24 protein-coding genes are annotated in these 26,802 nt (G+C 72.5%); 12 read left to right on the top strand and 12 right to left on the bottom strand.

Going from position 1 to position 26,802, the window contains the following annotated elements:
• Positions 1-38: 38 nt before the first annotated feature.
• Positions 39-791 carry an AbfB domain-containing protein gene (locus tag ACGFT2_RS31335; RefSeq protein ID WP_393284844.1) on the bottom strand — a complete coding sequence of 251 codons (753 nt, stop codon included), beginning with the start codon at positions 789-791 and terminating at the stop codon, positions 39-41.
• Positions 792-991: 200 nt separating this feature from the next.
• Here ACGFT2_RS31335 and ACGFT2_RS31340 point away from each other — a divergent pair, with 200 nt between their 5' ends.
• From ACGFT2_RS31340 to dapD, 3 genes are all read left to right on the top strand, one after another.
• On the top strand, positions 992-1,315 hold the full coding sequence (locus ACGFT2_RS31340) for a DMT family transporter (protein ID WP_393284847.1): 324 nt from the start codon (positions 992-994) through the stop codon (positions 1,313-1,315).
• Positions 1,315-1,851 carry a TetR/AcrR family transcriptional regulator gene (locus ACGFT2_RS31345; protein ID WP_393284850.1) on the top strand — a complete coding sequence of 179 codons (537 nt, stop codon included), beginning with the start codon at positions 1,315-1,317 and terminating at the stop codon, positions 1,849-1,851. The genes ACGFT2_RS31340 and ACGFT2_RS31345 overlap by 1 nt, the downstream gene beginning before the upstream one ends.
• A gap of 74 nt (positions 1,852-1,925) precedes the next feature.
• Positions 1,926-2,912 carry a 2,3,4,5-tetrahydropyridine-2,6-dicarboxylate N-succinyltransferase gene (gene dapD / locus ACGFT2_RS31350; protein ID WP_393284853.1) on the top strand — a complete coding sequence of 329 codons (987 nt, stop codon included), beginning with the start codon at positions 1,926-1,928 and terminating at the stop codon, positions 2,910-2,912.
• A gap of 309 nt (positions 2,913-3,221) precedes the next feature.
• On the opposite strand, the gene ACGFT2_RS31355 is transcribed toward dapD, so the two are convergent.
• Together ACGFT2_RS31355 and dapA are read right to left on the bottom strand one after the other, a co-directional pair.
• Entirely contained in the window at positions 3,222-3,509 is a 288-nt protein-coding gene (locus tag ACGFT2_RS31355; protein ID WP_393284856.1) for a hypothetical protein, read from the bottom strand.
• Between the two features lie 174 nt (positions 3,510-3,683).
• Positions 3,684-4,601 carry a 4-hydroxy-tetrahydrodipicolinate synthase gene (gene dapA / locus ACGFT2_RS31360; RefSeq protein WP_393284858.1) on the bottom strand — a complete coding sequence of 306 codons (918 nt, stop codon included), beginning with the start codon at positions 4,599-4,601 and terminating at the stop codon, positions 3,684-3,686.
• 826 nt (positions 4,602-5,427) lie between these two features.
• Here dapA and ACGFT2_RS31365 point away from each other — a divergent pair.
• From ACGFT2_RS31365 to ACGFT2_RS31375, 3 genes are all read left to right on the top strand, one after another.
• The gene (locus ACGFT2_RS31365; protein WP_393284860.1) at positions 5,428-5,955 is read left to right on the top strand and encodes a DUF3618 domain-containing protein; all 528 of its coding nucleotides are present in this window, start codon (positions 5,428-5,430) and stop codon (positions 5,953-5,955) included.
• A gap of 104 nt (positions 5,956-6,059) precedes the next feature.
• Positions 6,060-6,662 carry an ArsR/SmtB family transcription factor gene (locus ACGFT2_RS31370; protein WP_393284862.1) on the top strand — a complete coding sequence of 201 codons (603 nt, stop codon included), beginning with the start codon at positions 6,060-6,062 and terminating at the stop codon, positions 6,660-6,662.
• Between the two features lie 13 nt (positions 6,663-6,675).
• Complete coding sequence (locus tag ACGFT2_RS31375) at positions 6,676-7,413, top strand: SRPBCC domain-containing protein (RefSeq protein WP_393284864.1); 738 nt, start codon at positions 6,676-6,678, stop codon at positions 7,411-7,413.
• A 160-nt stretch (positions 7,414-7,573) separates the two neighbouring features.
• On the opposite strand, the gene ACGFT2_RS31380 is transcribed toward ACGFT2_RS31375, so the two are convergent.
• Positions 7,574-9,400, bottom strand: coding sequence for an endonuclease/exonuclease/phosphatase family protein (locus ACGFT2_RS31380; protein ID WP_393284867.1), 1,827 nt, complete (start codon positions 9,398-9,400; stop codon positions 7,574-7,576).
• Between the two features lie 266 nt (positions 9,401-9,666).
• Here ACGFT2_RS31380 and ACGFT2_RS31385 point away from each other — a divergent pair, with 266 nt between their 5' ends.
• The 4 genes from ACGFT2_RS31385 to ACGFT2_RS31400 all read left to right on the top strand — a co-directional run bounded on the left by ACGFT2_RS31385 (position 9,667) and on the right by ACGFT2_RS31400 (position 15,615).
• Positions 9,667-11,091: a hypothetical protein gene (locus ACGFT2_RS31385; RefSeq protein WP_393284870.1), complete on the top strand. Its 1,425-nt coding sequence runs from the start codon at positions 9,667-9,669 to the stop codon at positions 11,089-11,091.
• 243 nt (positions 11,092-11,334) lie between these two features.
• On the top strand, positions 11,335-12,786 hold the full coding sequence (locus ACGFT2_RS31390) for an alkaline phosphatase PhoX (RefSeq protein ID WP_393284872.1): 1,452 nt from the start codon (positions 11,335-11,337) through the stop codon (positions 12,784-12,786).
• Positions 12,787-13,333: 547 nt separating this feature from the next.
• Positions 13,334-14,917, top strand: coding sequence for a TROVE domain-containing protein (locus ACGFT2_RS31395; RefSeq protein ID WP_393284875.1), 1,584 nt, complete (start codon positions 13,334-13,336; stop codon positions 14,915-14,917).
• Between the two features lie 131 nt (positions 14,918-15,048).
• Positions 15,049-15,615: a TetR/AcrR family transcriptional regulator gene (locus ACGFT2_RS31400; RefSeq protein WP_393284877.1), complete on the top strand. Its 567-nt coding sequence runs from the start codon at positions 15,049-15,051 to the stop codon at positions 15,613-15,615.
• 54 nt (positions 15,616-15,669) lie between these two features.
• Here ACGFT2_RS31400 and ACGFT2_RS31405 read toward each other — a convergent pair whose 3' ends face one another.
• The 7 genes from ACGFT2_RS31405 to ACGFT2_RS31435 form a co-directional block, all read right to left on the bottom strand.
• Positions 15,670-16,866 (bottom strand): TerD family protein, encoded by a 1,197-nt coding sequence (locus ACGFT2_RS31405; protein WP_393284879.1) that lies wholly within the window; start codon positions 16,864-16,866, stop codon positions 15,670-15,672.
• Positions 16,867-16,926: 60 nt separating this feature from the next.
• Positions 16,927-17,916 carry a zinc-dependent alcohol dehydrogenase family protein gene (locus ACGFT2_RS31410; protein ID WP_393284882.1) on the bottom strand — a complete coding sequence of 330 codons (990 nt, stop codon included), beginning with the start codon at positions 17,914-17,916 and terminating at the stop codon, positions 16,927-16,929.
• Positions 17,913-18,737 carry a carbohydrate ABC transporter permease gene (locus ACGFT2_RS31415; protein ID WP_393284885.1) on the bottom strand — a complete coding sequence of 275 codons (825 nt, stop codon included), beginning with the start codon at positions 18,735-18,737 and terminating at the stop codon, positions 17,913-17,915. The genes ACGFT2_RS31410 and ACGFT2_RS31415 overlap by 4 nt, the downstream gene beginning before the upstream one ends.
• Complete coding sequence (locus ACGFT2_RS31420) at positions 18,734-19,669, bottom strand: carbohydrate ABC transporter permease (protein WP_393284887.1); 936 nt, start codon at positions 19,667-19,669, stop codon at positions 18,734-18,736. The genes ACGFT2_RS31415 and ACGFT2_RS31420 overlap by 4 nt, the downstream gene beginning before the upstream one ends.
• Entirely contained in the window at positions 19,666-21,036 is a 1,371-nt protein-coding gene (locus ACGFT2_RS31425; protein WP_393284890.1) for an ABC transporter substrate-binding protein, read from the bottom strand. Before ACGFT2_RS31425 ends, ACGFT2_RS31420 begins: the two co-directional genes overlap by 4 nt.
• Before the next feature lie 75 nt (positions 21,037-21,111).
• On the bottom strand, positions 21,112-21,882 hold the full coding sequence (locus ACGFT2_RS31430; protein WP_393285155.1) for a DeoR/GlpR family DNA-binding transcription regulator: 771 nt from the start codon (positions 21,880-21,882) through the stop codon (positions 21,112-21,114).
• Positions 21,883-22,229: 347 nt separating this feature from the next.
• The gene (locus tag ACGFT2_RS31435) at positions 22,230-23,039 is read right to left on the bottom strand and encodes an NAD-dependent epimerase/dehydratase family protein (RefSeq protein ID WP_393284892.1); all 810 of its coding nucleotides are present in this window, start codon (positions 23,037-23,039) and stop codon (positions 22,230-22,232) included.
• A 223-nt stretch (positions 23,040-23,262) separates the two neighbouring features.
• Here ACGFT2_RS31435 and ACGFT2_RS31440 point away from each other — a divergent pair, with 223 nt between their 5' ends.
• Positions 23,263-24,204: a 5-dehydro-4-deoxyglucarate dehydratase gene (locus ACGFT2_RS31440; RefSeq protein ID WP_393284895.1), complete on the top strand. Its 942-nt coding sequence runs from the start codon at positions 23,263-23,265 to the stop codon at positions 24,202-24,204.
• Positions 24,201-25,364: a hypothetical protein gene (locus tag ACGFT2_RS31445; RefSeq protein WP_393284898.1), complete on the top strand. Its 1,164-nt coding sequence runs from the start codon at positions 24,201-24,203 to the stop codon at positions 25,362-25,364. Before ACGFT2_RS31440 ends, ACGFT2_RS31445 begins: the two co-directional genes overlap by 4 nt.
• Here the strand turns inward: ACGFT2_RS31445 and ACGFT2_RS31450 are convergent.
• Positions 25,301-26,530 carry an MFS transporter gene (locus ACGFT2_RS31450; RefSeq protein ID WP_393284900.1) on the bottom strand — a complete coding sequence of 410 codons (1,230 nt, stop codon included), beginning with the start codon at positions 26,528-26,530 and terminating at the stop codon, positions 25,301-25,303. The two genes, ACGFT2_RS31445 and ACGFT2_RS31450, sit on opposite strands and share 64 nt — an antisense overlap.
• Positions 26,531-26,802: the final 272 nt, after the last annotated feature.

Here is a 26,802-nt window from a genome sequence, read left to right on the forward strand (position 1 = left end):
GCGGCGGTACCCGTCCGGGTGCCGCCGCTTTCGCATGCTCAGCCCAGCCCGTCCACCAGCAGGAACGCCGAGTCCGCCCGGTAGAGGTCGGTGTTCTGCGCAGCGGCGAGCCGGAGCCGGTGGTCCTGCCGGCGCAGAAAGCGGCCCGGGCGGTCGGCCGACTCCAGCAGGGTCGCCCCGGCGAAGGTGGAGCGGCGCGGGCAGAAGGTGGCGTCGCGCCCGAACGCGTGCGAGCCGTCGTCGCGATCGGCGCGCAGTCCGTCGTCCCGGTGGCGCAGGAAGCGGCCGTCGGCCGTGCCGAAGGAGTAGCACCGGGCGTCGGCGAGGCCCTCGACCAGGGTGAAGGTGGCGGCGCGGCGGGCGGCCGGCGAGGTGACGGGATCGACCTTCACCTGACCGCCGGCGACCTGCCAGTAGCGGTCGGGGTGGTTGAGGGAGCGGACGGACCTGCGCTTTCCCGGATGCCGGGCGGAACCGCCCTGTTCGGTGGCGGACCTGCCGGGGGAGGAGGGCGTGGCGGACCCGGAGGGCACGGGGGACGGGGACTGCGCGCCGGGCGCGCCGGGCGCGAGCGGCGTCTTGCCCTGCGCCGCCGGTGCACCGCCCGCGGCCGAGGCCCTCTTGTCCTCCGGGGCCCGGTCGTTCAGGGTCGTCACGGTCACGCAGGCGACGACGGCCGCCAGGACGAGTACGCCGACGGGCCAGAGCTTTCGGACGCGGGAGGCCCGGGAGGTACCCGGCCGCTCCTCCCGGGGTTCCGGCTGCGGGGGACGGCTGGTGTCTTCAGACATGTGTGCTTCTCCGCCGCCGCCCGGGGACCAGCCGGGGGCGTGAGGGTGAGGTGAGTGATGTGTGGCGAAAGTGTGGTGTCGAGGGCTGGACCCTAGCGATCCCGATCCCGTCCGGGGGCCGTTTCGCCGAGCACCTTCCCCGAAAGTGTGACTTTCGGGTTGTGTACGCCGGTACCTATCCGTTGTGTACGCTCGTACACATGGGTTATCTGACGCTCGCCGGCGCCATAGCCGCCGAGGTCGCCGCCACCACGGCGATGAAGTACACCGAGGGGTTCAGCAGACTCTGGCCCTCCCTCCTGACCGCTCTCGGCTACGTCGTCTCCTTCGCGCTGCTCGCCCGGACGCTGCAGACCGTGCAGATCGGCACGGCGTACGCGATCTGGTCCGGGGTGGGCACCGCGGCCATCGCCGTCCTCGGCCTGCTGCTGTTCGGCGAGGGGCTGAGCGCGACCAAGGTCGCCGGTGTGCTGCTGATCATCGGCGGAGTGGTGGTCCTGAACCTGGGCGGGGCGACGCACTGATGCCCCGCCGCTACGACCCCGAACGGCGCCGGCGGATCATCGACGCGGCGATCCGCGTGGCCGGCCGGGACGGCATCGCCGGACTCAGTCACCGGTCCGTGGCCGCCGAGGCCGACGTACCGCTCGGTTCCACGACCTACCACTTCGCCACCCTGGACGACCTGCTGGTGGCCGCCCTCTGCCAGGCGAACGAGGGCTTCGCCCGGGCCCTCGGCGACAGCGGGGTGCTGGAGGACACCGACGGCGACCTCGCGGCCGGTCTCGCCAGGGTCCTCGGCGAGTGGCTGGGCGGCGACCGGCCCGGCGCCGAGCTGGAGTACGAGCTGTATCTCGCGGCGCTCCGCCGTCCCGCCCTGCGGCCCGTCGCCGCCCAGTGGACCGAGGAGACGGCCGAGCGGCTGGCCGCGCGGGTGGACCCGGTGACGGCACGGGCCCTGCCGGCGCTCATGGACGGCATCTGCCTGCAGGTGCTGCTGACGGGCGGTTCGTACGACGAGGAGTACGCGCGCGAGGCACTGGCTCGGCTGATCCCCTGAAACCGCGCCCGGCACCTGAGACGCCCCCGGCGGCGGTTGGCCTCCGCGACCCCGCCCACGTTAGGTTTTCCCCCATGACCGACTCTGCTTCCCGCACCACCGGCGCCGTGGCCGCCGGCCTCGCCACGATCGCCTCCGACGGCACCGTTCTCGACACCTGGTTCCCGGCGCCCGAGCTGGTCGCCGAGCCGGGCCCCGCCGGCACCGAGCGGCTGACCGCAGAGCGGGCGGCGGAGCTGCTGGGCGGCGGCGCGACCGCGGCGGCCGGCCCGGACAGCCGCCGGGGTGTCGAGGTGGTCGCGGTCCGCACGGTCATCGCCTCGCTGGACGAGAAGCCGATCGACGCGCACGACGTCTACCTGCGCCTGCATCTGCTCTCGCACCGCCTCGTCAAGCCGCACGGCCAGAGCCTGGACGGCATCTTCGGCCACCTCGCGAACGTCGCCTGGACCTCGCTCGGCCCGGTCGCCGTGGACGACGTCGAGAAGGTGCGGCTGAACGCCCGCGCCGAGGGCCTGCACCTGCAGGTGACCTCGATCGACAAGTTCCCGCGCATGACGGACTACGTCGCCCCGAAGGGTGTCCGCATCGCCGACGCCGACCGGGTGCGCCTGGGCGCCCACCTCGCCGAGGGCACCACGGTCATGCACGAGGGCTTCGTCAACTTCAACGCCGGCACCCTCGGCACCTCCATGGTCGAGGGCCGGATCTCCGCGGGCGTCGTGGTCGGCAACGGCTCCGACATCGGCGGCGGCGCCTCCACCATGGGCACCCTGTCCGGGGGCGGCAACGTGACCATCTCCATCGGCGAGCGCTGCCTGGTCGGCGCCGAGGCGGGCGTCGGCATCGCGCTGGGCGACGAGTGCGTGGTCGAGGCCGGCCTGTACATCACCGCGGGCACCCTGGTCACCATGCCCGACGGGCAGATCGTCAAGGCCCGCGAGCTGAACGGCGCCTCCAACATCCTCTTCCGCCGCAACTCGGTCACCGGCAAGGTCGAGGCCCGCCCGAACAACGCGGTCTGGGGCGGCCTGAACGACATCCTGCACAGCCACAACTGATCGCGGGCGGCCGTGAGCTGCGGCCGCCGCATCGCTCAACGCCCCGACCTGCTGCCGACCTGTGTCGGTTGTCGACGCCGGTCGCCATCGAGCGCCCTTCCACGGACCGAGGACGGCCCGGGAGGGCGCTCGCGCGTGAGCACCGCTTCAGGAAGTTCGTTCTCCACCCGGCCCGGCCGGGGCCCGCCTCGTGCCCCGGTCCCTACACGGCTGCCGGCCGTCGCCGTGCGGCGACGCCGTCGGGAGGCCCGGTCACGGGAGCCACGGCAGCGGGGGAGTCCGGGCCACGGAAGCCACGGCGTCCGTCGGTCAGCGGATGAAGATGCTGTGCGTTCCGGGCACCTGCTCCGCCAGCCCGGGGTTGATGATGTGGATGAACCCGCCTGCGCAGCCCGGAACGTTGTGGACCAGGGCGGGCACGTCCGTGAGGTTGAAGACGGTCGACAGCGCAGGAATCTCGAAGCAGCCCTTCGGGGCGGCGTGGGGCACGCCGTTGATCACGAGGGATCCGTTCGCGCCGAAGGCCGAGCCGGTGACGGCGACCGTGAGCAGTCCGGCGGCGGAGAGTATGGCGAGTGTCGAGCTGATGCGGCGCATGGCGAACCTCCCGGCATGTGGGCCGGGCACCTCCCGTCCCTGTAACCGACCGTACGGAAACGTGCACGCACTGCATCCCGGCATCCCCCAGGTGGGCTACGGCCCCGACTCCGGCCGCGTTCGTCGCCCCCGCGCCCCTGACCGGGCCGCCGTCGCCGCGCCGCCCCGCGGTGGTCAGGGTGTGAGCGGGGCCTCGGTCATGAGGCGGGTGTGCAGTGCCAGCAGGGCGTCGGACGTCTCCCGGTCCGCCGGCAGCAGCGGGGCGCGCACCGGGCCGGCGGGCAGGCCGAGGCGCGCCAGCAGGGCCTTCGCGCCGACCGTGCCCGGCAGACCCGCGCCGCTCATCGCCTCGATCAACGGCGTGGCCTTCAGCTGGAGTTCCCTCGCCCGGCCGGTGTCGCCCGCGTCGAAGGCGTCCAGGACGGCGGCGATGTGGGCCGGTGCCACGTTGCCGACGGTGCTCACGCAGCCCGCGCCGCCCACCGCGTACAGCGCGAGCACGTGCTCGTCGCAACCGGCGTAGTACGCCAACTCCGTCTGCGCGAGGACCTTCTGGGCGCCGAGGAAGTCGTAGGAGCAGTCCTTGACGGCGACGATCCGGGGATGTTCCGCGAGCCGGATCATCGTGTCCGGTTCGATCCGGGTGCCGGTGCGGCCCGGGATGTCGTAGAGCATGACCGGAAGCCCGCTCGCGTCGGCCACCGCCAGGAAGTGGGCGGCCACGGCCTCCTGCTGCGGCCTGCTGTAGTACGGCGTCACCACCAGGACGCCGTCGGCGCCCGCCTTCTGCGCCGCGCGGGCCAGTTCGGCCGTGTGCCGGGTGTCGGACGTGCCCACGCCCGCGACCAGCGTGACCCCGTCGCCGACCGCGTCCCGGACGGCCGAGACCAGCTCGGCCTTCTCCGTGTCCGTGGTGGTCGGGGACTCGCCCGTCGTGCCGTTGAGGACCAGCCCGTCGCAGCCCTCCCCGACCAGCCGGGCGGCCAGGCGCCGGGCTCCGCCCAGGTCGAGCGCGCCCCCTTCGGTGAACGGCGTGATCATCGCGCAGAGCGTGCGGCCGAAGGGCGGGGCGGGCTTGCGGGTGCTCGTCATGGGAACAGTCTCGGCATCGCCATGTCGTAGTTCAACTTAAACTTTCTGGACAGTATTGATAAGCATCTCTGAATTCCTGTCGACCGTGGCCGATGATCCTGTGTCACTTCGGCGCGGTATGGGTCACTATGGCCGAGGGGTCACCGACGCCAGGTCATGGGAGGCGCCATGAAGCTGGGCAAGGCACCGGCCACCGGAGTCGCCGAGGAACGGCCGCCCGTCGGCGAGGGGGAGCCCCGGCTCGCCGGGGACGGTGTCCGCACCGGCGGAGCCGGGCCGCCATGAGGTACCGGCGGCCCGATGGGACCGCGGCTCCCGGTGGAACGCCCGACGGAGCCGCCGACGGGATGCGGGATCGCCCACCCGGTGCTGTCCGGGGACGGCACCCGGGCGGCTTTCACGGGCGTGTCCCAGGGCGGTGCGCTGCGGTACGGGGTGCTCGACCAGGCCCCGCGCCTCCACGGCCGCCGGCACGGCCCGCCCGCGCGACTGCGGCTTCCCCCTCCGCGGCACGGCGGAGCCGCCCGCCGAGTTGACCGCCGGATCCGGTCCCGGTGTGCCCGAACCCGCCGCGGAGGCGGCGCCGTTGCAGGCGCGTCTCGACTGGTTCCGGGCACAACCCGCCCGCCTCGGGGAACACGGTGCCGAGGGACCGGACCACGGCTGAGGGGCCGCATGCCGGGTACCCGCGTTCCGTGCTGAGGGGCCGCACGCCGGGTACCCGTGTTCCGTACGGAGCGGAGCCGGAGTTCCCTGCGAACCCGTACGAGGCGGCGTCAGGGTGGACGCCGATGCGAGTCGACGCGATCAGGGAAAGGGCACACCGATGAAGCACAGGATTCCGCACGGCTCGGGCGCCAAGGGCCCCGACGAGCTGCGGCAGCAGATCGAGCAGACCAGGAGCCAACTCGGCGAGACGGTCGCCCAGCTGGTCGGGAAGGCCGATGTAAAGGGCCGGGCCCGCGCACGGGCCGCCGACCTGAGGGACAAGGCCGGCGCCATGACCGTCCAGCTGCGCGCGAGCGCCACCCACGCGGGGCACGCCGTTCAGGGCACCGCGTCCAGGACCGGGCACGCGATGCAGGACCGGGCGGCCAGGACCGGCCACGTCATGCAGGACCGGGCGTCCCAGGCCGGGCATGCCGTCCGGGACCGGGCCGGCCGGGCCGGGCACGCCGCAGAGCACAGGGCGGGCCGCGCCGGGCACGCGATGGAGGGCGCCGTCCCGCAGCCGCTGCGCGGCGCGGTGCGCACGGGACTGCGCCACCCGGGCCCGGTCATCGCCGTCGGCGTCCTGGGCGCGGCCGCGGTGACGGCCGGCATCGCCTGGCGCCGTCGCCGCCACGGGCGCTGAGCGAAGGCCCGGGCGACACCGCGGCTCCCTCCCGCTCCGCTCACCCTCCCACCGAAAACTCAGTCCGTCTGGACAAGAAAAGTTTTCGGTGGGAGGGTGAGCGCATGCTGGACGTGACCGTGATCGAGGACCCTGAAGCGGCGGCCGTATCGCTCGACCCCACCAGGGCCAGGCTGCTCGCCGAGCTGGCCGCCGAACCCGCCTCCGCGGCGATGCTGGCCGGCAAGGTCGGTCTGCCCCGGCAGAAGGTGAACTACCACCTCAAGACGCTGGAGCGGCACGGTCTGGTCGAACTGGCCGGGGAGCGCCGCAAGGGCAACGTCACCGAGCGGCTGATGCGCGCGACGGCCGCGTCGTACGTCATCTCGCCCGCCGCCCTGCCCGCCGTGCAGCCGGACCCGGACCGCTTCCGCGACCAGCTCTCCGCACGCTGGCTGCTCGCGCTCGGCGCCCGCCTGGTGCGGGACGTCGGTGAGCTGATCACCGGCGCCGGCAAGGCGCGCAAGCGGCTGGCGACCTACGCCCTGGACGGCGAGGTCCGCTTCGCCTCCGCGGCCGACCGCGCGGCCTTCGTGCAGGAGCTGACGGCGGGCGTGAGCGCGCTGATCCGCAGGTACGACGCCCCCGGCGCCGAAGGCGGCCGCGACCACCGGATCGTCGTCGCGCTGCATCCCACGGTCAAGAACCGGCCCACCGTCGAAAGCTGAGCAGGAGCCCGCGATGTCCGAGGAGTTCGAGATCGTCCGCGAGTTCGAGGTCGACGTCCCACCCGAGAAGGTGTGGGAGGCGATCACCACCGGAACCGGCGGCTACCTGTGGCCGATGGACCCGCCCGAGCCCCGGGAGGGCGGCAGCGGCCCCTTCGGTTCGACGGTCACCGCCTGGGACCCGCCCCACCGCTACACCAACCGCAGCGAGGACGTCGGCTTCCCGGGCCAGTCGCTCAACCAGCTCGACCACACCATCGAGCCCCGCGACGACGGCCGCCGGGCCTGGGTGCGCTATGTCCACAGCGGCATCTTCACCGACGACTGGAACAACCAGTACGACGGCGCGAGCAAGCACACCAACTTCTACCTGCACACCCTGCGCGAGTACCTCACGCGCTTCGCGCCCCGCCCGGTCACCTTCGCCCAGCTGGAGGGCCCCGAGGTGACCCGGAGCCCGCGAGCGCTGGCCGCCGCCGGCCGCGCGCTCGGCCTGGCGGACGACACGGCCGCGGGGACGAAGGTCCGGGCCCGGGGCCCCGGCGGGCGGACCCTGGACGCCGTGCTCGACTACCGCAATCCGTACTTCATCGGGCTGCGCACCGACGACGCCCTCATCCGCTTCTTCGGACGTGGGCACTGGGGTGCACCGCTCGGCATCAGCGTGCACGACTTCGCGCCGGACGCCGACGCCCGGGAGAACGAGACGGCCTGGCAGGACTGGCTGAACGGCGTGTTCAGCCGGCCCTGAGCCGGCCGCCGGTTCCCCGGGCCACGGGGATCTCCGGGGCCCCGGGGATGTCCGGTGCCGCGGGGATCCCGGGATCAGCGGCATAGCCGGGCCGCGGGGATCCCCGGTTCACCGGAATCCCCGGGCTGCGAAGATCCCCCGGTTCTCCGGTACCGCCGGGCTACGGGCGGAAGCGGAGCACCTGCGGGTCGTGGTCGCTGACCTGGTCGTTGAACTCCGAGTTGATGTGCACGCTGTCGTACTCGAAGTCGTCGCCGCGCCGGATCGCCGGGCTGATCAGGATCTGGTCCAGGACCTGCTGGTTGCCCTGGTAGTCGTAGGTGTAACGCTCTCTCTTCGGCAGCGACTTGATCGCCGACCACAGCTCGCCGTGCCCTTCGAGGATCTTCGTGGTGCCGGAGAACTCGAAGTCGTTCATGTCGCCCAGCGCGATGACGTTCGCGTCCTTCTGGGCGTGCAGGAGGTCCTTGACGAACGCGTTCACCAGGGTCGCCTGTGCGTGGCGCTGCACCTCGGAGCTGCGCACAGGGGGCTGGTACTGCGCGGTCAGGCCCTGGTCGCCGCCCTTGGAGTTGAGGTGGTTGGCGATCACGAAGACCGTCCTGCCCCGGAAGGTGAACTCGCCGGCCAGCGGCTTGCGGCTGTTCGCCCAGGCCGTGTCCGCCGGGGCGATGCGGCCCGGGGAAACCGTCAGCCGCGCCGCGCCGTGCACCTTGGTGACGCCGACGGCGGTGGTCGAGTCGCCGCCCGCGCGGTCGACGAAGGACACCCGCTGCGGGTTGAACAGGAACACCTGGCGGATGTTGCCGCCCGGCTCGCCGCCGTCCTGGTCGTTGACCGGGTCGATCGAGCGCCAGTCGTACTTCGGGCCGCCGGCCGCGACGATCGCGTCGATCAGCTTGTTCACGGTCGCGCTCGCACCGACCGTGCCGTCGTCCTTGGCGCCGTTGTCGTCCTGGATCTCCTCCAGGGACACGATGTCCGGCGACTGCAGGTTGCCGACGATCGCGGCGGCGTGCTTGTCGAAGGTGGCGTCGGCCGGGTCGAGGTTCTCGACGTTGTAGGTCGCCACCGCCAGTTCGCGGCGCGACTGCTGCTGCGTCGTCTCGCGCTGCAGACCGGCGCTCTTCAGCGCCCCGAGCCGGCTCGCGACGAGGGTGTAGCCGCCGAACTGGTTGAAGTCCATCGGGCCGGTGGTGGCGCCGGTGAGCGTGTCGCCGACGTTCGCCTTCGGGAAGTCGGCGGTCGCGCCCAGTGACTGGATCTGGAGCCGGCCGGTGTTCTGGGACTCGTAGGAGCCGTAGACCGTGCCGCCGCGGCGGCTGCGGTGCTCCCGCGGCTTCACCGTGACCCACAGCTCGGAGTACGGGTCGGTCGCGGTGACCACACGGGCGTCGGCGACCTGGACGTTCATGCCCTCCAGGGACTCGTAGTAGTCCGTGGCGTACTTCGACGGCTGCAGGGCGAGGCCGTTGACGGAGCCGCTCGCGGCGGTGTCGCCCGTCGGGGTGTAGCTGCTCGGCACCGACCTGGCGTCGACCACCGTGGGCGCCGGGACCGCGTTGCCCGCGGAGACGGTGGTGATCACCGGCTTCGTGATCTCCGTCAGCGACTGGTTGCCGGAGGAGGCGCCACCCGGCACGTACTCCGACACGGTGCCGTTGACCGTGACCGAGTCGCCGACCGCGACCTTCGGCGTGGAACCGGTGAAGACGAACACGCCCTCACTGGTGGCCGGGTTGTCGTCCGGCGTCGGGTCCTGCAGCCAGAAACCTCTGGAGGAGCCGTACGTGCGGGTCGCCGTGACGATGCCGGGCACGTCGGCCACCGACTGGCCGGCGAACGGCGATATACGGGTCGTGCCCTGGACGTCGTGGATGCGCACCGAGTCGGCGTGCGCGGGTGACGTGAGGACGACGGCGGACGTCGCGCTGCAGACGGCGGCGACGGTGAGCGCGGCGAGGCGCGCGGAAGACCTGCTCGGCAAGGGGTTCCCTCCGGGGACGTGCGTGAGCGCCGGGACGAAGGTGGAACGGGAGCGTGCGGGGCTCGTCGCCCTCTGTGACACGCGTAGAGCCGAGTGAACAGTTGTCCCCCCAACTTCTACGCGCGTCAATCTCCTGTGTCACGGCGGGAGTTGTCAAGGTTTCGGCCATGTACGGCGGCTGTCGGGATGATGAACCGGGCGGCATGGGTGGAAATCCGTCTAGGCTGAGCGGCTGAGCCCGCTCACGGTCCGAGGAGAACCAGCCGATGTCCGACTCCCCCCTGCCGCCCGTACGGCTGCACCCCGAACCGGAGCTGGCGCGCGCCGCGCTGTCCACCCCGCTGCTCTCCCGCGCCGCCCGCCTCGCCCGCTGGGCCGGACCCGCCACCCGCGTGGACGCCGGTGGCGGGCTCGTCGAGGAGCAGCTGCCGGCCGCCGCCGAACTGCTCGGGCTGAGCGGTGACGACGCCGCCGCTTCCGCGAGCGAGGCCTGGCGGGTCGCCGTGGACGCCGGTCTGGTCGAGATCGTGGACGAGGAGGCCGGCACCGTGACGGCCGGCGCCGACCTCGCACTGCTCACCGGCGGCTCCCCGCACGACGTCCTCGCCGTATGGCTCGCCGCCCTGGAGACCGTCGTCTCGGACGCGGGCGTGCCCGACCTGGACGGCCTGGTCGAGGCGTTGGACGAGGGCGGAGAGATCGATTTCTCGTCACTCGACTGGGACCCGGAGGCCGAGGCGGACTTCCTCGACGGCGTCCTCGGCAATCTGTACCTGCTGACCGTGAGTGAGGAAGGGCCCGGCGAGGGGACCGTACCGCTGCCCGCCCTCGCAGCGTCGATGATCGTGCCCGACGACATGGGGGAGCCCACCAACGACGTCCTGGAGCAGGTCTCCGACGCCATGATGCGGCTCGACGACCAGTTCCGGCTGCTGGAGCCGATCGGCCTGGTGGAGTACCGGCCGGTGGACGAGGCGCTGATGGCCGACGCCGACGAGGAGCCCGCCGCACCGGACGACGACACCGACGTCTCCCGCTACGGCATGGTCCGGCTCACCCCGCTCGGCGCCTACGGGCTGCGGGCGCGGCTGCTGGAGGCCGGCTTCGAGGCGCCTGCCGTCGGTGAACTCGCCGACAAGGGCGCGGACGCGCTGCTGGACGGCACGGCGCACTTCGGGCAGACCGCCGCGCGCGCCGAGACCGAGCACTGGCTCGCCCGTCGTGAATCCCTCGCCGCCGCGCGGGAACTGCTCGCGGCGGCACGGGGAGGGGACGCCGGAGCGCCGCTGCGCAGGCTGCGCTGCCAGCAGGCGCTGTCGCTGGTCGGCGCGGAGGCCGAGCCCGCGCTGCGTGACGTCCTGGACGACCCCGAGCTGGGCGGCCTCGCCCGGGTGTGGCTGAGCGAGCGGGGCGCGGCCGAGGTGCCGCCGCCCTCGCAGGAGCTGGTCTTCTGGCTGACCATCGACACCGTGGCCGCGCAGCTGCAGGCCGAGGGTAACTCGGAGGAACTCCAGGCCCTCGTGGAGGGGCTCGCCGAGCAGCACAGCGGATTCTTCGCGGCGGCCTGGCGGGTGGACCACCCCGCGACGCCCGACGTGCTGGAGGCGATGGGGCGGCTGCACCCCGACAAGAGGGTGGCGAAGGAGGCCCGCAAGGCCGCGTTCAAGGCCCGCTCCCAGCAAGGGGGGTGAACGGCCCGCTCCCCGCAAGGGGGGTGAACGCGGCACGCCCGGTTGTCCCGGACCGGCGCGGTGACCCTGGTGGCCGGGTGGGCCAAGTGGTTCTGCTGCTCATGGTGCAGTGCGTACGGATTCTCGAACAAGGGCCTGTGAAGTAGCCCGTCGTTCAACTCCCGTTCAGCGGGGGGCGGGAACGTGTGCGCCGAACCGGGGCCCGCCACCCTCCACGGCACACCCACCGTCACAGGAGACACCATGTCGCTCACCCGCAGGGACTTCGCCAGAACATCCGCGGTCACCGGTGCAGGGGTCGCGCTGGCGGGCAGCGTCGGCGCGCTCGCCACCGCGCCGAACGCCCTCGCGTCCACGGAGACCGACGTCGAGGCCGCGGACGGCGCGCCGGCGCACGGCCACCACGGCGTCGGCTACGGACCGCTGATCCCCGACCCGAAGGGCATCCTGGCCCTCCCCGCGGGCTTCACGTACAAGATCATCACTTACAGCGGCAGGACCAAGCTGGAGTCCGGCGAGTTCACCCCGTCCAACCACGACGGCACCGCCGCCTTCGACGGTCCGCGCGGCACCACCCTCCTCGTCAACAACCACGAGCTGGCCGGCGCCCGCGCCGACTGGCCGCACCCCGTGCCACTCACCGAGGGCCTCGTCTACGACCCGGCGGCGGCCGGCGGCTGCACCGTCGTCGAGGTCCGCCGCGGTGGCGAGGTGGCCGAGTGGGTGGGCATCGCCGGCACCGCGACCAACTGCGCCGGTGGCAGCACCCCGTGGGGCACCTGGCTGACCTGCGAGGAGACCGAGGACAAGGCCGGCAAGCACGGTTTCACCAAGGACCACGGCTACGTCTTCGAGGTCGACCCGGAGGACCACCGGGCCAACCGCGCACCGAAGCCGGTCAAGGCCCTCGGCCGCTATGCCCACGAGGCCGTCGTCGTCGACCCCGGGCGCGGCCACCTCTACCTCACCGAGGACGCCTCCGGACCCAACGGCCTGCTGTACCGCTGGACCCCGCCGCACGGCTTCCACCACGGCCGCGGCCGGCTGCGCACCCTCGCCGACGACGCGGGCGTACTCCAGGCCTTCAAGTGCTTCGACTCCGGCGGCGGATTCGTCGACGACCTCTCCCGCGCCACGAGGACCGGCACCGTCTACGGTGTCGACTGGGTGGACGTCCCGGACCGCGACGCCACGACGGTGTCGGTCCGCAAGCAGTTCACCGAGGGCCAAGTCACCCGCGCACGCAAGCTCGAGGGCATGTGGTGGGCCGACGGCGGCGCCTACGTCGTCTCCTCCTACGCCCGTGCCGAGAGCCCGGTCCGGCACGACGGCCAGGTCTGGTTCTACGACCCCAAGCGGCGCACCCTGACCCTCAAGGTCCTGCTCGGGGTGAACCCCGACCCGGCCGAGGACGGCGCCTTCGACGGCCCCGACAACATCACCGTCTCCCCCTACGGCGGCCTGGTCGTCGCGGAGGACGGCGAGGGTGTCCAGCACCTGTTCGGCGCCACCGACAGCGGCCGTACCTACCCGATCGCCCGCAACGAGCTGAACAGCGGCACCGCCGAGGAGCCCGAGTACAGCGAGTTCACCGGCGTCACCTTCTCGCCCGACGGCCGGACCCTGTTCGCCAACATCCAGACCCCGGGCATCATGCTCGCCATCACCGGGCCCTGGAAGCGGCAGAAGCGGTAGCCGACGACACCACCACCGCCGACGGGCCGGACGAGCGGAATACGCACGCCGGCCCGTACGCGGCGCCGTAAATTCGCTCGCACGTTCCGTGGGCCGCTCCCAGAGTGATGAACGTCCAGGTGCGACAGGCAGGACCTACTTCCACTTCTCATGGGGAGGCCGCGGGTTCGAGTCCCGCCACCGGCACCACAGGCCGGTGTAGCTCAGGGGCCAGAGCACCATCGTCGGTTCCGCCGGCCCAGATCTCTGGACAGCAAGACTTCACGCACCTCCCGGTGCGAAGGCGACGGCTACTTCTTCTGCAACGAGAATCCCCGCCGTCGCCGACTTGAACTCGGGAGGCGTGGCACGGGTGGGTGCCCGGTGCGCAGGCAGCGGTTACTTCATCGGACCGGAAGGTTGCGGGTTCGAGTCCCGTCGTCGACTCCGTGTCGGCGCAGCTCGATCGGTGGAGCGTCCGGACAGGTCCGCAGCCGATTCCCGAACTCGGGCACCCTCCCCTTGCCGTGCCTCCGTGGAAATGTGAATGAATTCGGGGGAATTCACCATGGCGCGATTCAACACGCCTGCGGCGAAGGCGCGGCCGAAGTCGGCTGTGACATCGACCGGCCGGGTGCTGCGGACCTACGAGGGCGGCCGGGGCCAGGAGCGCGATCCGCGCTCGGAACTGTTCCTGCTCGCCGTCTCCAACTTCGTCTCGCAGCACACCTTCTACGAGAAGAGCGACGAGCGCGACGACCGGTTCGCCCGGCTCGTACGGGACCTCGCGGTGACCGACCCGGCCTGGACGGCCGGCCTGCTCCACTGGCTGCGCGGTGAGGGCAACATGCGCACGGCCTCCCTCGTGGGAGCCGCCGAGTACGTCCACGCACGACTGGCGGCCGGGGCCACCGACGGCCCCTCGAACCGGCAGGTCGTGGCCGGGGTGCTCCAGCGACCGGACGAGCCCGGCGAGTTCCTCGCGTACTGGACGTCGGCCTACGGCCGTGCGCTGCCCAAGCCGGTCAAGCGCGGTGTCGCCGATGCCGTACGACGGCTCTTCCACGAGAAGTCGCTGCTCAAGTACGACACCGCGGCCAAGGGCTACCGCTTCGGCGACATCCTGAACCTCGCGCACGCCTCGCCCGACCCGGCCAAGCCGTGGCAGGGCGAGCTGTTCCGGTACGCACTCGACCGGCGGCACCACCCGGACACCGCCGTGCCGCCCGACTCGCTCGCGACGCTCACCCGGCACCGCGAGCTGATGGCGCTGCCCGTGGAACAGCGGCGGGCGGTCGTCACCTCGCCCGACGGCGCCGAGCGGCTGGCCGCCGCCGGCATCACCTGGGAGGCGCTGGCGGGCTGGCTGCAGGGGCCGATGGACAAGGCGGCCTGGGAGGCCGTGATCCCGTCCATGGGCGCGATGGCGCTCATGCGCAACCTGCGCAACTTCGACCAGGCGGGCGTCGGCGACGAGGTCGCCGCCCGGGTCGCGGCGAAGATCAGCGACCCGGAGCAGGTCGTGCGCTCGCGCCAGTTCCCCTTCCGCTACCTCGCCGCCCACCGGCACGCGCCCTCGCTGCGCTGGTCCTACCCGCTGGAGCAGGCGCTCGGCCACTCGCTGGCCAACGTGCCGGCACTGCCCGGCCGGACGCTGGTCCTGGTCGACCGGTCCGGCTCGATGTTCTGGTCCCAGGTGTCCGAACGCTCGCAGCTCACCCGGGCCGACGCGGCGGCGATCTTCGGCACGGCCCTCGCGTTGCGCGCGGCCGACGCCGACCTCGTGCAGTTCGGCTCGACCAGCGACAAGGTGAGGTTCCGCAAGGGGGAGTCGGTGCTGAAGATCCTGGAGCGCTTCGGTGACCTGGGCGGCACCGACACCACCGCGGCGGTGCGCCGGCACTACACGGAACACGACCGGGTGCTGATCGTCACCGACGAGCAGTACGCGCCCGGCCGGCACGGTGATCCCACCTCCCGGATCCCGGACCGGATTCCGGTCTACACCTGGAACCTGGAGGGCTACCGGCCGGGCCACGGCCCCTCGGGCACGGGGAACCGGCACACCTTCGGAGGGCTCTCGGACGCGGCCTTCCGGATGGTGCCGTTGCTCGAAGCGGGCCGTGACACCCGCTGGCCCTGGCAGCACTGATCCCGGCGGCCCTGAGCCCGGCCCGCACCTCCGCGGGGGTGCGGGCCGCGGTCCCGCCGCCGCTGCGGTCCGTTCCGGGTGCTTCACGGATAACATGCGGGGACAGTCGCCGGTTCGCGAGGAGTTGCTGGATGGCACCGGTCAGGCCCATGCGCGCGGACGCTCGGCGCAACTACGAGCGATTGCTCCAGGTGGCGGCGGAGGCCTTCGCCGAGCACGGGGAGAACGCCTCGCTCGACCAGATCGCCAAGCGGGCGGGCGTCGGCTCGGGCACGCTCTACCGGCACTTTCCGACCCGGCAGGCGCTGCTGGAGGCGGCGTACGTGGACCGGATCGAGGCGCTGGGGCACCGGGCAGGGGAACTGGCCGGTGCACTGCCGCCGGGCGAGGCGCTGATGCAGTGGCTGCACGAGTTGTGTGTGGCCACGCTTCGGCTGCGCGGCATGAAGGTGCTGCTGGAGGCGGCGGTCACCGACGGCGGCTCGGCGGCGCGCACGGTGTGCGGTACGGCGGTGCAGGGTGCGGCGAGCCGGCTGGTGGGGGCGGCGCAGGCGGAGGGGACCCTGCGGGCCGACCTGGAGCCGATCGAGGTCCTGCGGCTGGCACACGGGATCGCCACGGCGTCGGAACTCGGGAACGGGCACGCCGGGGAGATCCGCCGCTATCTGACCCTGCTGACGGAGGGCCTGCGCCCGTAGGCCCCGGCCCGGCGTGGCCGGGGCCCCCGGCGGCCGACCCGCCGCATCCGGTCGCTACAGAGCCCCGGCCCCCGGCTTCACCATGTTCCGCACCGTGCGGGCCTTGACGAAGTCGCCGATGGCCGTCATGTCCCACTCGCCGGAGAACTGGCGGACGAGCTTGGCCATCATCACACCGGTCTGGGGCTCCGCGCCGGTCAGGTCGAAGCGGACCAGTTCCTCGCCGGTCGCCGTGTCGACGAGGCGGCAGTACGCCTTGGCGACCTCGGTGAACTTCTGACCGGAGAAGGAGTTGACCGTGAAGACCAGGCCGGTGACCTCCTGGGGGATCCGGCCGAGGTCGACCACGATGACCTCGTCGTCGCCTCCGCCCTCACCGGTGAGGTTGTCACCGGAGTGCTTGACCGCGCCGTTCAGGATGGTCAGCTTGCCGAAGTAGCAGCTGTCGATGTGGTTGCGCTGCGGGCCGTAGGCGATGACCGAGGCGTCCAGGTCGATGTCCCTGCCGCGGAAGGCGGGCTCCCAGCCGAGGCCCATCTGCACCCGGGAGAGCAGCGGGCGACCGCCCTTGACCAGGGAGACGGTCTGGTTCTTCTGCAGGCTGACCCGGCCCTTGTCCAGGTTGATCTTCCCGGCACCGGGGGCGGGAGGCGCGGGCGGGGCCGGGGGAGCCGGGGGAGCCGACGGGACCGGGGGTGCCGACACCGCCGGGGCCGGCGCGGCGGCCGGCTGCGGCGGGGCGGCGAGGGCGGCGGCCGGCTCCTCCACCGTCACGCCGAAGTCCGTCGCGATACCGGCCAGCCCGTTCGCATACCCCTGGCCGACGGCGCGGGCCTTCCACTGGCCGTTGCGCCGGTAGATCTCCACGATCACCAGCGCCGTCTCCGCGCCGAGCTGCGGCGGGGTGAACGTGGCCAGTGCCGCGCCGCCGTCCGCGTCGCGGATCGTGGCCGTCGGCTCGATGCCCTGGAAGGTCTGGCCGGCCGCGTCCGGGCTGGCCGTGACCACGATCTTGTCGATGTCCGGCGGCACGGCGGCGGTGTCCACCGTGATCGCGTCCGGTGCGGCGCCCCCGCCGGACCGGTACGTCACGCCCGGTCCGGTGGGCTGGTTGTAGAAGATGAAGTCGCCGTCGGAACGCACCTTGCCGTCGCCCGTGAGCAGCAGGCCCGACACGTCGAGCCGCACCGGAGCGGCGACGTCCACCGTCACGCGCGCGGCGGTAAGAGGGATGTTCGAGCCTGGGGTCATAGCTGTCATGCCGGGTGAACGAACGACACCGCTTTACCGTTCCCTTACCCGCCGAACGGCCTACGGCACCACGACGATCTTGCGTCCCACGCCCGCCGCGAACTGCTCCAGCGCCTGCGGGTACCGCTCCAGCGGGATCCGGTCGCTGATGAACACGTCCGGGTCCAGCACCCCGCCCGCGAACAGCTCGGCGGCCCGCTCGAAGCTGTGCAGCACGGCCATGGAACCGGTGACGGTGATCTCCTGGTGGTAGATCCGGTACGGGTCGATCGTCACCCGGGTCGCGTAGTCGGCCACCCCGAACTGCAGGAACGTGCCCGCCTTCGCCACCCGGTCCAGACCGTCCTGGATGGCGGCCGCGTTGCCGGTCGCGTCCACGACCACGTCCCAGCCCTGCGGCCGGTCCAGTTCGCCGGCGCCGGCCGCCGCACCCGAGACGCCGAGCCGGCGGGCCGTCTCCAGGCGGGCCGGGTTCACGTCGACGACGTCCACGCTCGCGGCGCCCGTGCGCTTGGCCAGCTCCAGCATCATCAGCCCCATGGTGCCCGAGCCGTAGATCAGGACGTGGGCGCCCAGCCTCGACCTCAGCACGTCGTAACCGCGCACCGCGCAGGACAGGGGCTCCACCAGGGCCGCGTCCTCGGTGCGCACGTGCTCGGGCAGCTTCACGCAGTTCGCCACGGGCGCCACCGCGTACCGGGCCGCGCCGCCCGCCGTCGTCACACCGATCGCCGCCCACCGCTCGCACAGGTTGTTGTGGCCGTGACGGCAGTAGCGGCACTCTTGGCAGTAGAGGGAGGGGTCCACGGCCACCCGGTCGCCCACCGCGACCTCGGTGACCTGGGTGCCGACGCCGACGATCTCGCCCGCGAACTCGTGCCCGGGGACGATCGGCAGCTCGGGCGCGAACTCCCCCTGGAGGATGTGCAGGTCGGTGCCGCACAGGCCGCACGCGGCGACCTCGACGACGACCTCGCGGGGGCCCGGTGCCGGATCGGGCACCTCGGTGACGACGGCGCGGCCCACAGACTCGATGACGGCGGCCTTCATTTCACGGCTCCCAACGACAGGCCCTGGACGAGTTTGTCCTGGGCGGCGAACCCCGCGGCGAGCACCGGCAGGGAGACGACGAGCGACGCGGCGCACACCTTGGCCAGGAACAGGCCCTGACTCGTGATGAAGCCGGTCAGGAAGACGGGGGCGGTCCCGGCGACCACGCCCGTCAGGACCCGGGCGAACAGCAGCTCGTTCCAGCTGAAGATGAAGCAGATCAGGGACGTGGCGGCGATGCCGGGCAGGGCGATCGGGGCCACCACGCGCGAGAGGATGACGGGCAGGCCGGCGCCGTCCACCCGGGCCGCCTCGATGACGGCGACCGGCACCTCGGCGAGGAAGGACTGCATCATCCACACCGCGATCGGCAGGTTCATGGAGGTGTAGAGGACGACGAGGAGCCAGATGTCGTCCAGCATCCCGGCGTTCTCGGCGAAGAGGTAGATCGGCAGCAGGCCGGCCACGGCGGGCAGCATCTTGGTGGACAGGAAGAAGAAGAGCACGTCCGTCCACTTCCTCACCGGCCGGATCGACAGTGCGTAGGCCGCCGGCAGGGCCAGCAGCAGGACGCAGAGCGTCGAGGCCACCGAGGCCACCGTGGAGTTGACGAGCGCGGGCCAGGGGCTCGCCCCGCCACCGCTGCCGAAGAACTCGCGGTAGCCGTCCAGGGTGAGCGAGGCGGCGAAGGACGGTGGGTTGGTCGCGGCGTCCGCCTCGGAGTGGAGGGACGTCAGCGCCATCCACGCGATCGGCAGGAAGAACACGATTCCGGTCAGCCAGGCCAGCAGACCGAGACCACCCCGGCGTACGGCGTTCATGCGCGGGACACCTCCTCGCGGAACAGGGACGACACCACGCGCAGGGCGAAGGTCGCGATGACGATCGAGCCGATGACCACCAGGACGCCCGCGGCGGAGGCGAGCCCGTTCTCGTGGGCCTGGTAGAAGCTCTGGTAGACGGTGTAGGGCAGGTTGGCGGTGCCCAGGCCGCCGGAGGTGATCGTGAAGACCGCGTCGAAGTTCTGCACGATGTGGATCGACCCGAGCAGGGCGCCCAGCTCCAGGTAGCGACGCAGATGGGGCAGGGTCAGATGGCGGAAGATCTGCCAGCCGCTCGCGCCGTCGACCCGGGCCGCCTCGATCTGCTGCTGGTCCCGGCTCTGCAGTCCGGCCAGCAGGATCAGCATCATGAACGGCGTCCACTGCCACACCAGGGAGATCTCCACAGCGAGCAGCGGGGTGCGGGAGATCCAGTCCGGCTGTGGGCCCCCCACATAGTGCAACAGCCCATTGAGCAGACCGTATTCAGGGTTGTAGAGCACATGTTTCCAGAGCAGCGCCGCGGCCACGGGCACCACCAGGAAGGGGGCGATGAGCAGGGTACGGACGATGCCCCGGCCGCGGAACCGCCGGTCCAGCAGCAGGGCCAGTACCAGTCCCAGCACCAGGCTGGCCAGCACCACGGTCGCCGTGAGCAGCACGGTCGTCCACACCGAGTGGCGCAGATCGGCGTCGGTCAGCACCTGGTGGTAGTTGTCCAGCCCGGTGAAGTGGCGGGCCTTGGGATAGAGGGCGTTCCAGTCGAAGAAGGAGATCACCAGCGTGGCCACGAAGGGCAGCTGGGTCACCACGATCATGAAGACCAGGGCCGGCAGCAGCGGGGCGCGGGTGGCCCAGGCGCGCAGCCGGGCCGGGGGCTGCCGCGCCGTCCGTGCGGGGGTGGCCGTGAGCGGTGCCGTCGTCGCTGTCATCGTCCCTCGTACTCCTTGGCGATCTTCTCGGCGAGTTGCTGGGACTTCCTCAGGGCCGAGTCGACGGACGTGCGTCCGGCGATGGCCGCGCTGATCTCCTGGGAGACCTTGGTGCCGAGGTCGGTGAACTCGGGGATGCCGACGAACTGGATGCCGGGCGCGGGGCGCGGCTGCACGCCGGGGTCGTTCGGGCGGGCGCTCTCGATGGCCTGCCTGGTCATGTCCTGGAAGGCGGCGGCCTCCTTGCGGTAGGCGGCGTTCGTGTAGGTCGAAGCCCGCTTGCCGGCCGGGACGTTCGACCAGCCGCTGGTGTCGCCGACCAGCCGTTCGTAGCCCTTGCCGGACGCCCAGGAGATGAACTTCCAGGCCTTGTCGGAGTTGTGGGAGGCCTTCTGGATGCCCCAGGCCCAGGTGTAGAGCCAGCCCGAGGAGCCGGTCCTCTCCACCGGGGCGGGGGCGTACCCGAGCTTGCCCTTGACCGGCGACCCCGCCGCCTCCAGCAGTCCCGCCGCGGAGGTGGCGTCGTACCACATGGCGACCTTGCCCTGGGTCATGTTGTTCAGGCACTCGGCGAAGCCGGACTGGGCGGCGCCGGACTCGCCGTGCTCGCGGACCAGGTCGACATAGAACTTCGTCGCCTTTTCGAAGGCCGGGGAGTCGAGCCGCGCCTTCCAGTTCTTGTCGAACCAGGTGCCACCGAACGTGTTCACGACCGTCGTCAGCGGCGCCATCAGCTCGCCCCAGCCGGGCAGTCCGCGCAGGCAGACGCCCTTCATGCCGGGCCGTGCGCCGTCCACCTCGGCGGCGAGGCCGGCGACCTGCCGCCAGGTCGGGTGGGCGGGCATCGTCAGGCCCTTCGCCGCGAACACGTCCTTGCGGTACATGAGGAACGACGACTCGCCGTAGAAGGGCTGCCCGTAGAGCCTGCCGTCGTCACCGGTGAGGGACTGGCGCATCGGCTTCAGCACGTCCGGTTCGTCGTACGACGGGTCCTTCGCGACGTAGCCGTTCATCTCGTGCAGCCAGCCGTTGCGGGCGTACATCGGTATCTCGTAGTTGGACAGGGTGGCCACGTCGTACTGGCCGGACTGGTTGGCGAAGTCCTGGCTGATCTTGTCGCGGACGTCGTTCTCGGGCAGGACCGTGAAGTTGACCTTGATGCCGGTGTCCGGGGTGAAGTGCGCTGCGGTCAGCTTCTGCAACTCGGTCATCTGGGGGTTGTTGACCATCAGGACGTTGATGGAGTCGCCGCCGGAACCGCTCCCGCCCGCGCCGACCCAGCAGCCGGAGAGCAGCGGGGCGAGCAGCGTCCCTGCGGCGGCCAGGGCGAGCGTGGCTCGCGGCCTCCGTCGGCTCGGGGTACGCATGGATCGCTCCTGGAGATATGGGGACGTAAGGGGCACCTGGAGGTGTGGTGCGCCCCAGGGAGGTGAGTGGGGGATTCAGACCCTGATGACCTGCGGGCCCAGCAGGGAGTAGCGGTGGGCCTCGGCGGCCGGGAACTGGGTGCTCGTCACGATCGCCTCCAGCGTGCCGACCTCGGCGAACCGGCAGAAGCTGACCGCCCCGAACTTGGTGTGCACGCCCGCGAACACCGTGCGCCGCGCGGCCCGGACCGCCTGCGCCTTGACCTCGCCGACCGCCGGGTCGGGCGTGGTCAGGCCGTGCTCGCGGGAGATGCCGTTGGCCCCGATGTAGGCGAGGTCGACGACGAAGCCGGCCAGCATCTTCGTCGTCCAGTGGTCGACGGTGGCCAGCGTGCCCGGGCGGACCCGGCCGCCGAGCAGCAGAACCGAGATGTGCTCGGCCTCCGCGAGGGCGCCCGCGACCGGCAGGGACGCGGTGACCACGGTCAGCGGCCGGTTCCCCGGCAGTGCCTCGGCGATGAGCTGCGGGGTGAACCCCTCGTCGACGAACACCGTCTCGGCGTCGCCGAGCAGCTCGGCCGCGGCCGCCGCGATCCGGCGCTTCTCGGGCACATGGCTGGTGGCGCGGAAGGCGAGCGTCGTCTCGAAACCGGCGCTCTCCACCGGACAGGCGCCCCCGTGGGTGCGGCGGACCAGGCCGTGACCCTCCAGTGCGCGCAGATCGCGCCGGATGGTCTCCCTGGCCACACCCAGCTCGCCGGCGAGCGCGGTGACGTCCACGGAGCCGGTGGTGCGCGCGGCCCGCACGATCTCGCGCCGGCGTTCTTCCGCCGTCCTCGTGCCCATGTGGTCACCCACTTCCCCGTCGAGCTGCCCGTTCGGGCCCATGGGGGAAGTTCTACAGCCGGAGCGGGGCACTGACCAGGCCTGTTGCGGGCCCGATGCTGCCCGGGTGTGCCCGTCTGCCGCGCGGTGTGCCCGCCGCGGACCTGCGGGGCCGGGGGAGGCCGGACGGTATCGGGCGCCACGGATGCCCGAACGCGGCGGCGGGCGGGCCCGTTCGGTGCCCGCCCGCGCGCGGGCGATCGTCTCCCGCCGCCCGGGCCCCTCGAGAAGCCGGGACGGCCGGCTCGACGAGGCCCGCCGACGGCCCGGTACGGCCGCAGGCCGGTTCGGCGACGTCGCCGGGCGGCTCAGTACGGCCAGATGGGCGGGTCATTGACGAAGTGCCCGCCCAGGTGGCTCTGAGCCGGGTTCCGCGGGTCCAGCTCGCCCTGCTCGGCGATCAGCTTCCCGGCGTACGGCTCGGAATCGTCCCGCGGCTCGTAGCCGAGCGCCCGCGCGGTCTCGAGGTCCCACCACAGGCGCGTGTTGGCGGAGGAGCCGTACACCACCGTGTGGCCGACGTTCTCGGCGGTGAGCGCCGCGTGGAAGAGGCGGGCGCCGTCGGCCGGGCTCATCCACACCGAGAGCATGCGCACGCTGGTCGGCTCGGGGAAGCAGGAGCCGATGCGGACCGAGACGGTCTCCAGGCCGTGCTTGTCCCAGTAGAGCTGGGCCAGGTCCTCGCCGAAGGACTTCGACAGACCGTAGAAGGTGTCCGGGCGGTGCGGGGTGCCGACCGGGATGAGCGGATCGCCCGCGCCCGGGGCCGGGGTGAAGCCGACGGCGTGGTTGGAGGAGGCGAAGACGATCCGGGGCACGCCTTCGAGGCGGGCGGCCTCGTACAGGTTGTACGTGCCCTCGATGTTCGACCGCAGGATCGCCTCGAAGGGTGCCTCCAGCGAGATCCCGGCGAGATGGACGACCGCGTCCACGCCCCGGACCGCCTCGCGCAGGGCCTCCCTGTCGGAGAGGTCCGCGGTGATCGCGGCGGGCTCGCCCTCGACGGGGCGCATGTCGAACAGGCGCAGTGCGTAGCCGTACTCCGGCAGCAGGGACCGCATCAGGGTGCCGAGCCCGCCGGCGGCGCCGGTGAGCAGAACGGTGCGGGGAGCGGGCATCCTCGGTCTCCTTGACGTCAGCGGCCGTATGTGTAGACAAGATTCACATTCATGGACACGCTAGGGAGCGGCGACCTGCCGCGTCAAGTGTGCCGTGACATCGGGGAAATCCGCCGTTACCTCGGGCGCGCGTGCGCTTGACCCGCTCCGACGGGGGCCCGTAGCGTGAGATCGTTCAGAGATATAGACGACGATCAGAAGCATGCATTGACAGGGAGCGCTCGTGACGCCTGCCCCGCTCGCCGCCCGGCTCCGCGATCCGAGCGGGCCGCTCTTCTTCCCCGTCACCGCCTACGGTCCCGGCGGCTCACCCGACCTCGACGTCTACCGCACCCACGTGCGCCGGGGCGTCGCGGCCGGCGCCGCCGCGGTGTTCACCTGCTGCGGCACCGGGGAGTTCCACGCGCTGCTGCCGGAGGAGTTCGAGGCCTGTGTCCGCGCGGCCGTGGAGGCGGCGGAGGGGCGCGTGCCGGTGGTGGCGGGCGTCGGCTACGGCACCGCGCTCGCCGTGCGCTACGCGCGCCTCGCCGAGGGCGCGGGCGCCGACGGCCTTCTCGCCATGCCGCCGTATCTGGTGCTCGCCGGCCAGGAGGGCCTGCTGCGGCACTACCGGGAGGTCGCCGCGGCCACCGCCCTGCCCGTCGTCGTCTACCAGCGCGACAACGCGGTCTTCACCCCGCGGACCGTCGTCGAACTCGCCCGGACCGACCGGGTCATCGGCCTCAAGGACGGCGTCGGCGACCTCGACCTCATGCAGCGCATCGTCAGCGCCGTCCGCACCGAGGTCCACGGCGACTTCCTGTACTTCAACGGCCTGCCCACCGCCGAGCAGACCCAGCTCGCCTACCGGGCCCTCGGCATCACCCTGTACTCCTCGGCCGTCTTCTGCTTCGCCCCGGAGATCGCGCTCGCCTTCCACCGGGCCCTTCGGACGGACGACACGGCCACCGCGCACCGCCTGCTGGACGGTTTCTACCGCCCGTTCGTCGAACTGCGCGCCCAGGGCCGCGGCTACGCCGTCTCCCTGGTCAAGGCCGGCGTGCGACTGCGCGGCCTGGACGTCGGCGAGGTCCGTCCCCCGCTCGACGAGCCGGCCGAGGACCACGTCAAGCAACTCGCGCAGCTGATCGAGCGCGGATACGCGCTGCTGGGGGAGGACGCGTGAAGGCGTCGGCGTTCGTCTACCCCTGGGACGTGGCCGGGGATCCCGGGGCCGCCGCACGCACGGCCCGGCTGGGCGTCGAGCAGGTGACCCTCGCCGCCGCCTACCACTCCACGCGGGCCCTCACCCCCCGCCACCCGGACCACCGCATCGTCACCGCCGAGTACGCGGCCGTCCTCTATCCGCCCGGCGACCGCTGGGCGGGCCGCGGCCTGCGCCCGTACCCCGCCGGCCGCTGGGCCCCCGGCGACGCGTACGGCGAGGCGGCCCGGGCCCTCGCCGCGGCCGGCCTGGAGGTGCACACCTGGGTCGTCCTCGCACACAACTCCCGCCTCGGTTCCGAGCATCCGGACACCTCCGTCGTCAACGCCTACGGCGACCGCTACCCGTGGGCGCCCTGCATCGCCCAGCCCGCCACGCGCGCGTACCTGGTCGACCTGGCCGCCGAGGCGGCCGTACGCCCCGGCGCGCAGGGCACCGAGCTGGAGTCCCTCGGCTGGTACGGGCTCCAGCACCTGCACGCCCACGACAAGATCTCCGGGGTGGGCCTCGGGGACGCCGGGCAGTATCTGATGTCCCTGTGCTTCTGTCCCTCCTGCCACGTGGGTCACGGCGAGCACGGTCTCGACGCCGACGAACTGCCGGTGGCCGTGCGCACCGCCCTGGAGCCGCTGTGGCGGGGTACGGCGGCCGACGGAGGCTGGCCCACGGTCGAGAAGCTGCTCGGCGAGGAGACGGCGGCCGCCACGCGCGCGTGGCGCGAGAGGACCGCCCGCACGCTGCAGGAGGAGGCCGTCGCCGCCGTGCGAGCGGCCGCACCCGCCGGTTTCCAGGTGCTGCTGCACGCCGACCCGGTCTCCTACCACTGCGGCGCCAACGCGGGCGTGGACCCCGCCCACATCCTGTCCGTGGCCGACGGCGTGGTGGTCCCCTGCACGGGCGGTACGGACCTGCTGGCGCCCTTCGCCGAACGGGCAGGGCGGGAGACGGTGCTGGCCGCCAATCTCACCGTCGTCGCAGGGATGGGCGGCAGCCCCGGCACGCTCGCGGCGGACGCGGCACGCGCGCGTGCGCAGGGCGCGACGGAACTGCGTCTCTATCACGCCGGCTTGGCGTCGGACGACGATCTGTCGGCGGTGCGTGAGGCGCTGTCGGCACGCTGAGCGAGCCCGGCCGCCGTCAGCAGCAGTGCCAGGCCGTACAGCGGCAGCAGCAGCCCGGGACCGGCCAGTTCGACCAGGCCGGCCCCCAGGGCGAGTCCGCACACGGTCGGCGTGAAGATCAGCGTATGGGCGGTGGCCGACACCCGGCCGAGCAGCGCACCCGGCGTCTCGCGCTGGACGGCGGTGAACGCGGCGATCAGCACGCACGGCAGGCCCAGACCGGCTGCCACGCCGGTCACCAGGGCCACGGCGTCCGACGGCACGGCCCGCGCGGCCATGGCGACCCCCGTCAACGCGATGCCCGCCGCCGCGAACCGGCGGCCGCCGAAGCGGCGCAGCGCGGGCCCCGACACGAGCCCCACCGTCACCGAACCGGCGCCCTGGCAGGCGTAGAGCAGGCCGATGTAGGCGGGGGAGTGGCCGAGCCGGTCGGCCACGGCGTACACCGTGGGGCCGGTGAGCCCGGACAGCAGCATGGTCGTGCCGCCCGCCCGGACCAGCGGGCGCAGCCCCGGGTGGCCCCACAGGTACCGGACACCCGCGGTGGTCCGCCGGCGGCCGTCAGCCGGCCGGGTGGGCCGCTCCTCGCGCACCCGCAGCAGGGCGCACAGTCCGGCGGCGAGGACGAAGGTGAGGGCGTCCAGACAGGCCACGGCCGGACCGCCGTAGACCGCGTACAGCCCCGCACCGGTCAGCGGGGCGACGAGTTTCATGCCCTCGGTGACCGACATCCGCAGTCCGTTGAAGTCGCCGAGGAGGTCCGGGACGACGGCGGTGGCGACCAGGGCCGACTCGGCGGCGTCGTGGATCACGCCGGCGGTGCCGTACAGGAAAAGGACGGTGTACAGCAGCCACAGCCGGCCGGCGGAGCCGACGGTGAACAGGGTGAGGAGCAGCGCCGCGAGGCCCAGATCGAGGCCGATGAGCAGGGGCAGCCGCGGCAAGCGGTCGGCGAGCCCGCCCAGCGCCGGGCCCGCCAGGGTGGGCACCCACATGGCGAGCATGCACAGCGCGGCCAGCCCGTCGGACCCGGTGAGGTCCTTGACCCATACGCCCGACGCCAGCCACAGGGAGGAAGTGCCGAAGGCGGACACCACCAGGCCGACGAGATACAGCCCGGCGTTACGGTCCCGCAGCACACGGATCACGGTCCAGGAAGTCGTCATGCCCAGCCATCGTGGGGCTAAGGCCACGGCCCCGGGATCGGCAGGATGCCCTAGTCCGGGGGGGTGCTACGGGGTGCGGCCAGGAAGTCAGGCTGCGCTTCGCCCTGACCGGGGACGCGGTACCGGCCCAGGTGCGCCGCTGCGGTGTGCCCGGTGATCGTGGGCCGCGTGAGCGCCGTGTGGCGCCGCTGCGGCGGCTGTGCGAGCCGTCGTTCCCCAGGACCCCACGCGGAGGGCTGCGGCTGCGTGCTGTGCGCCATGTGGTGCGCCCT

Origin of the sequence: Streptomyces sp. NPDC048514, from assembly GCF_043199955.1 — a bacterium.
In the GTDB taxonomy this organism is placed as follows: Bacteria; Actinomycetota; Actinomycetes; order Streptomycetales; family Streptomycetaceae; genus Streptomyces.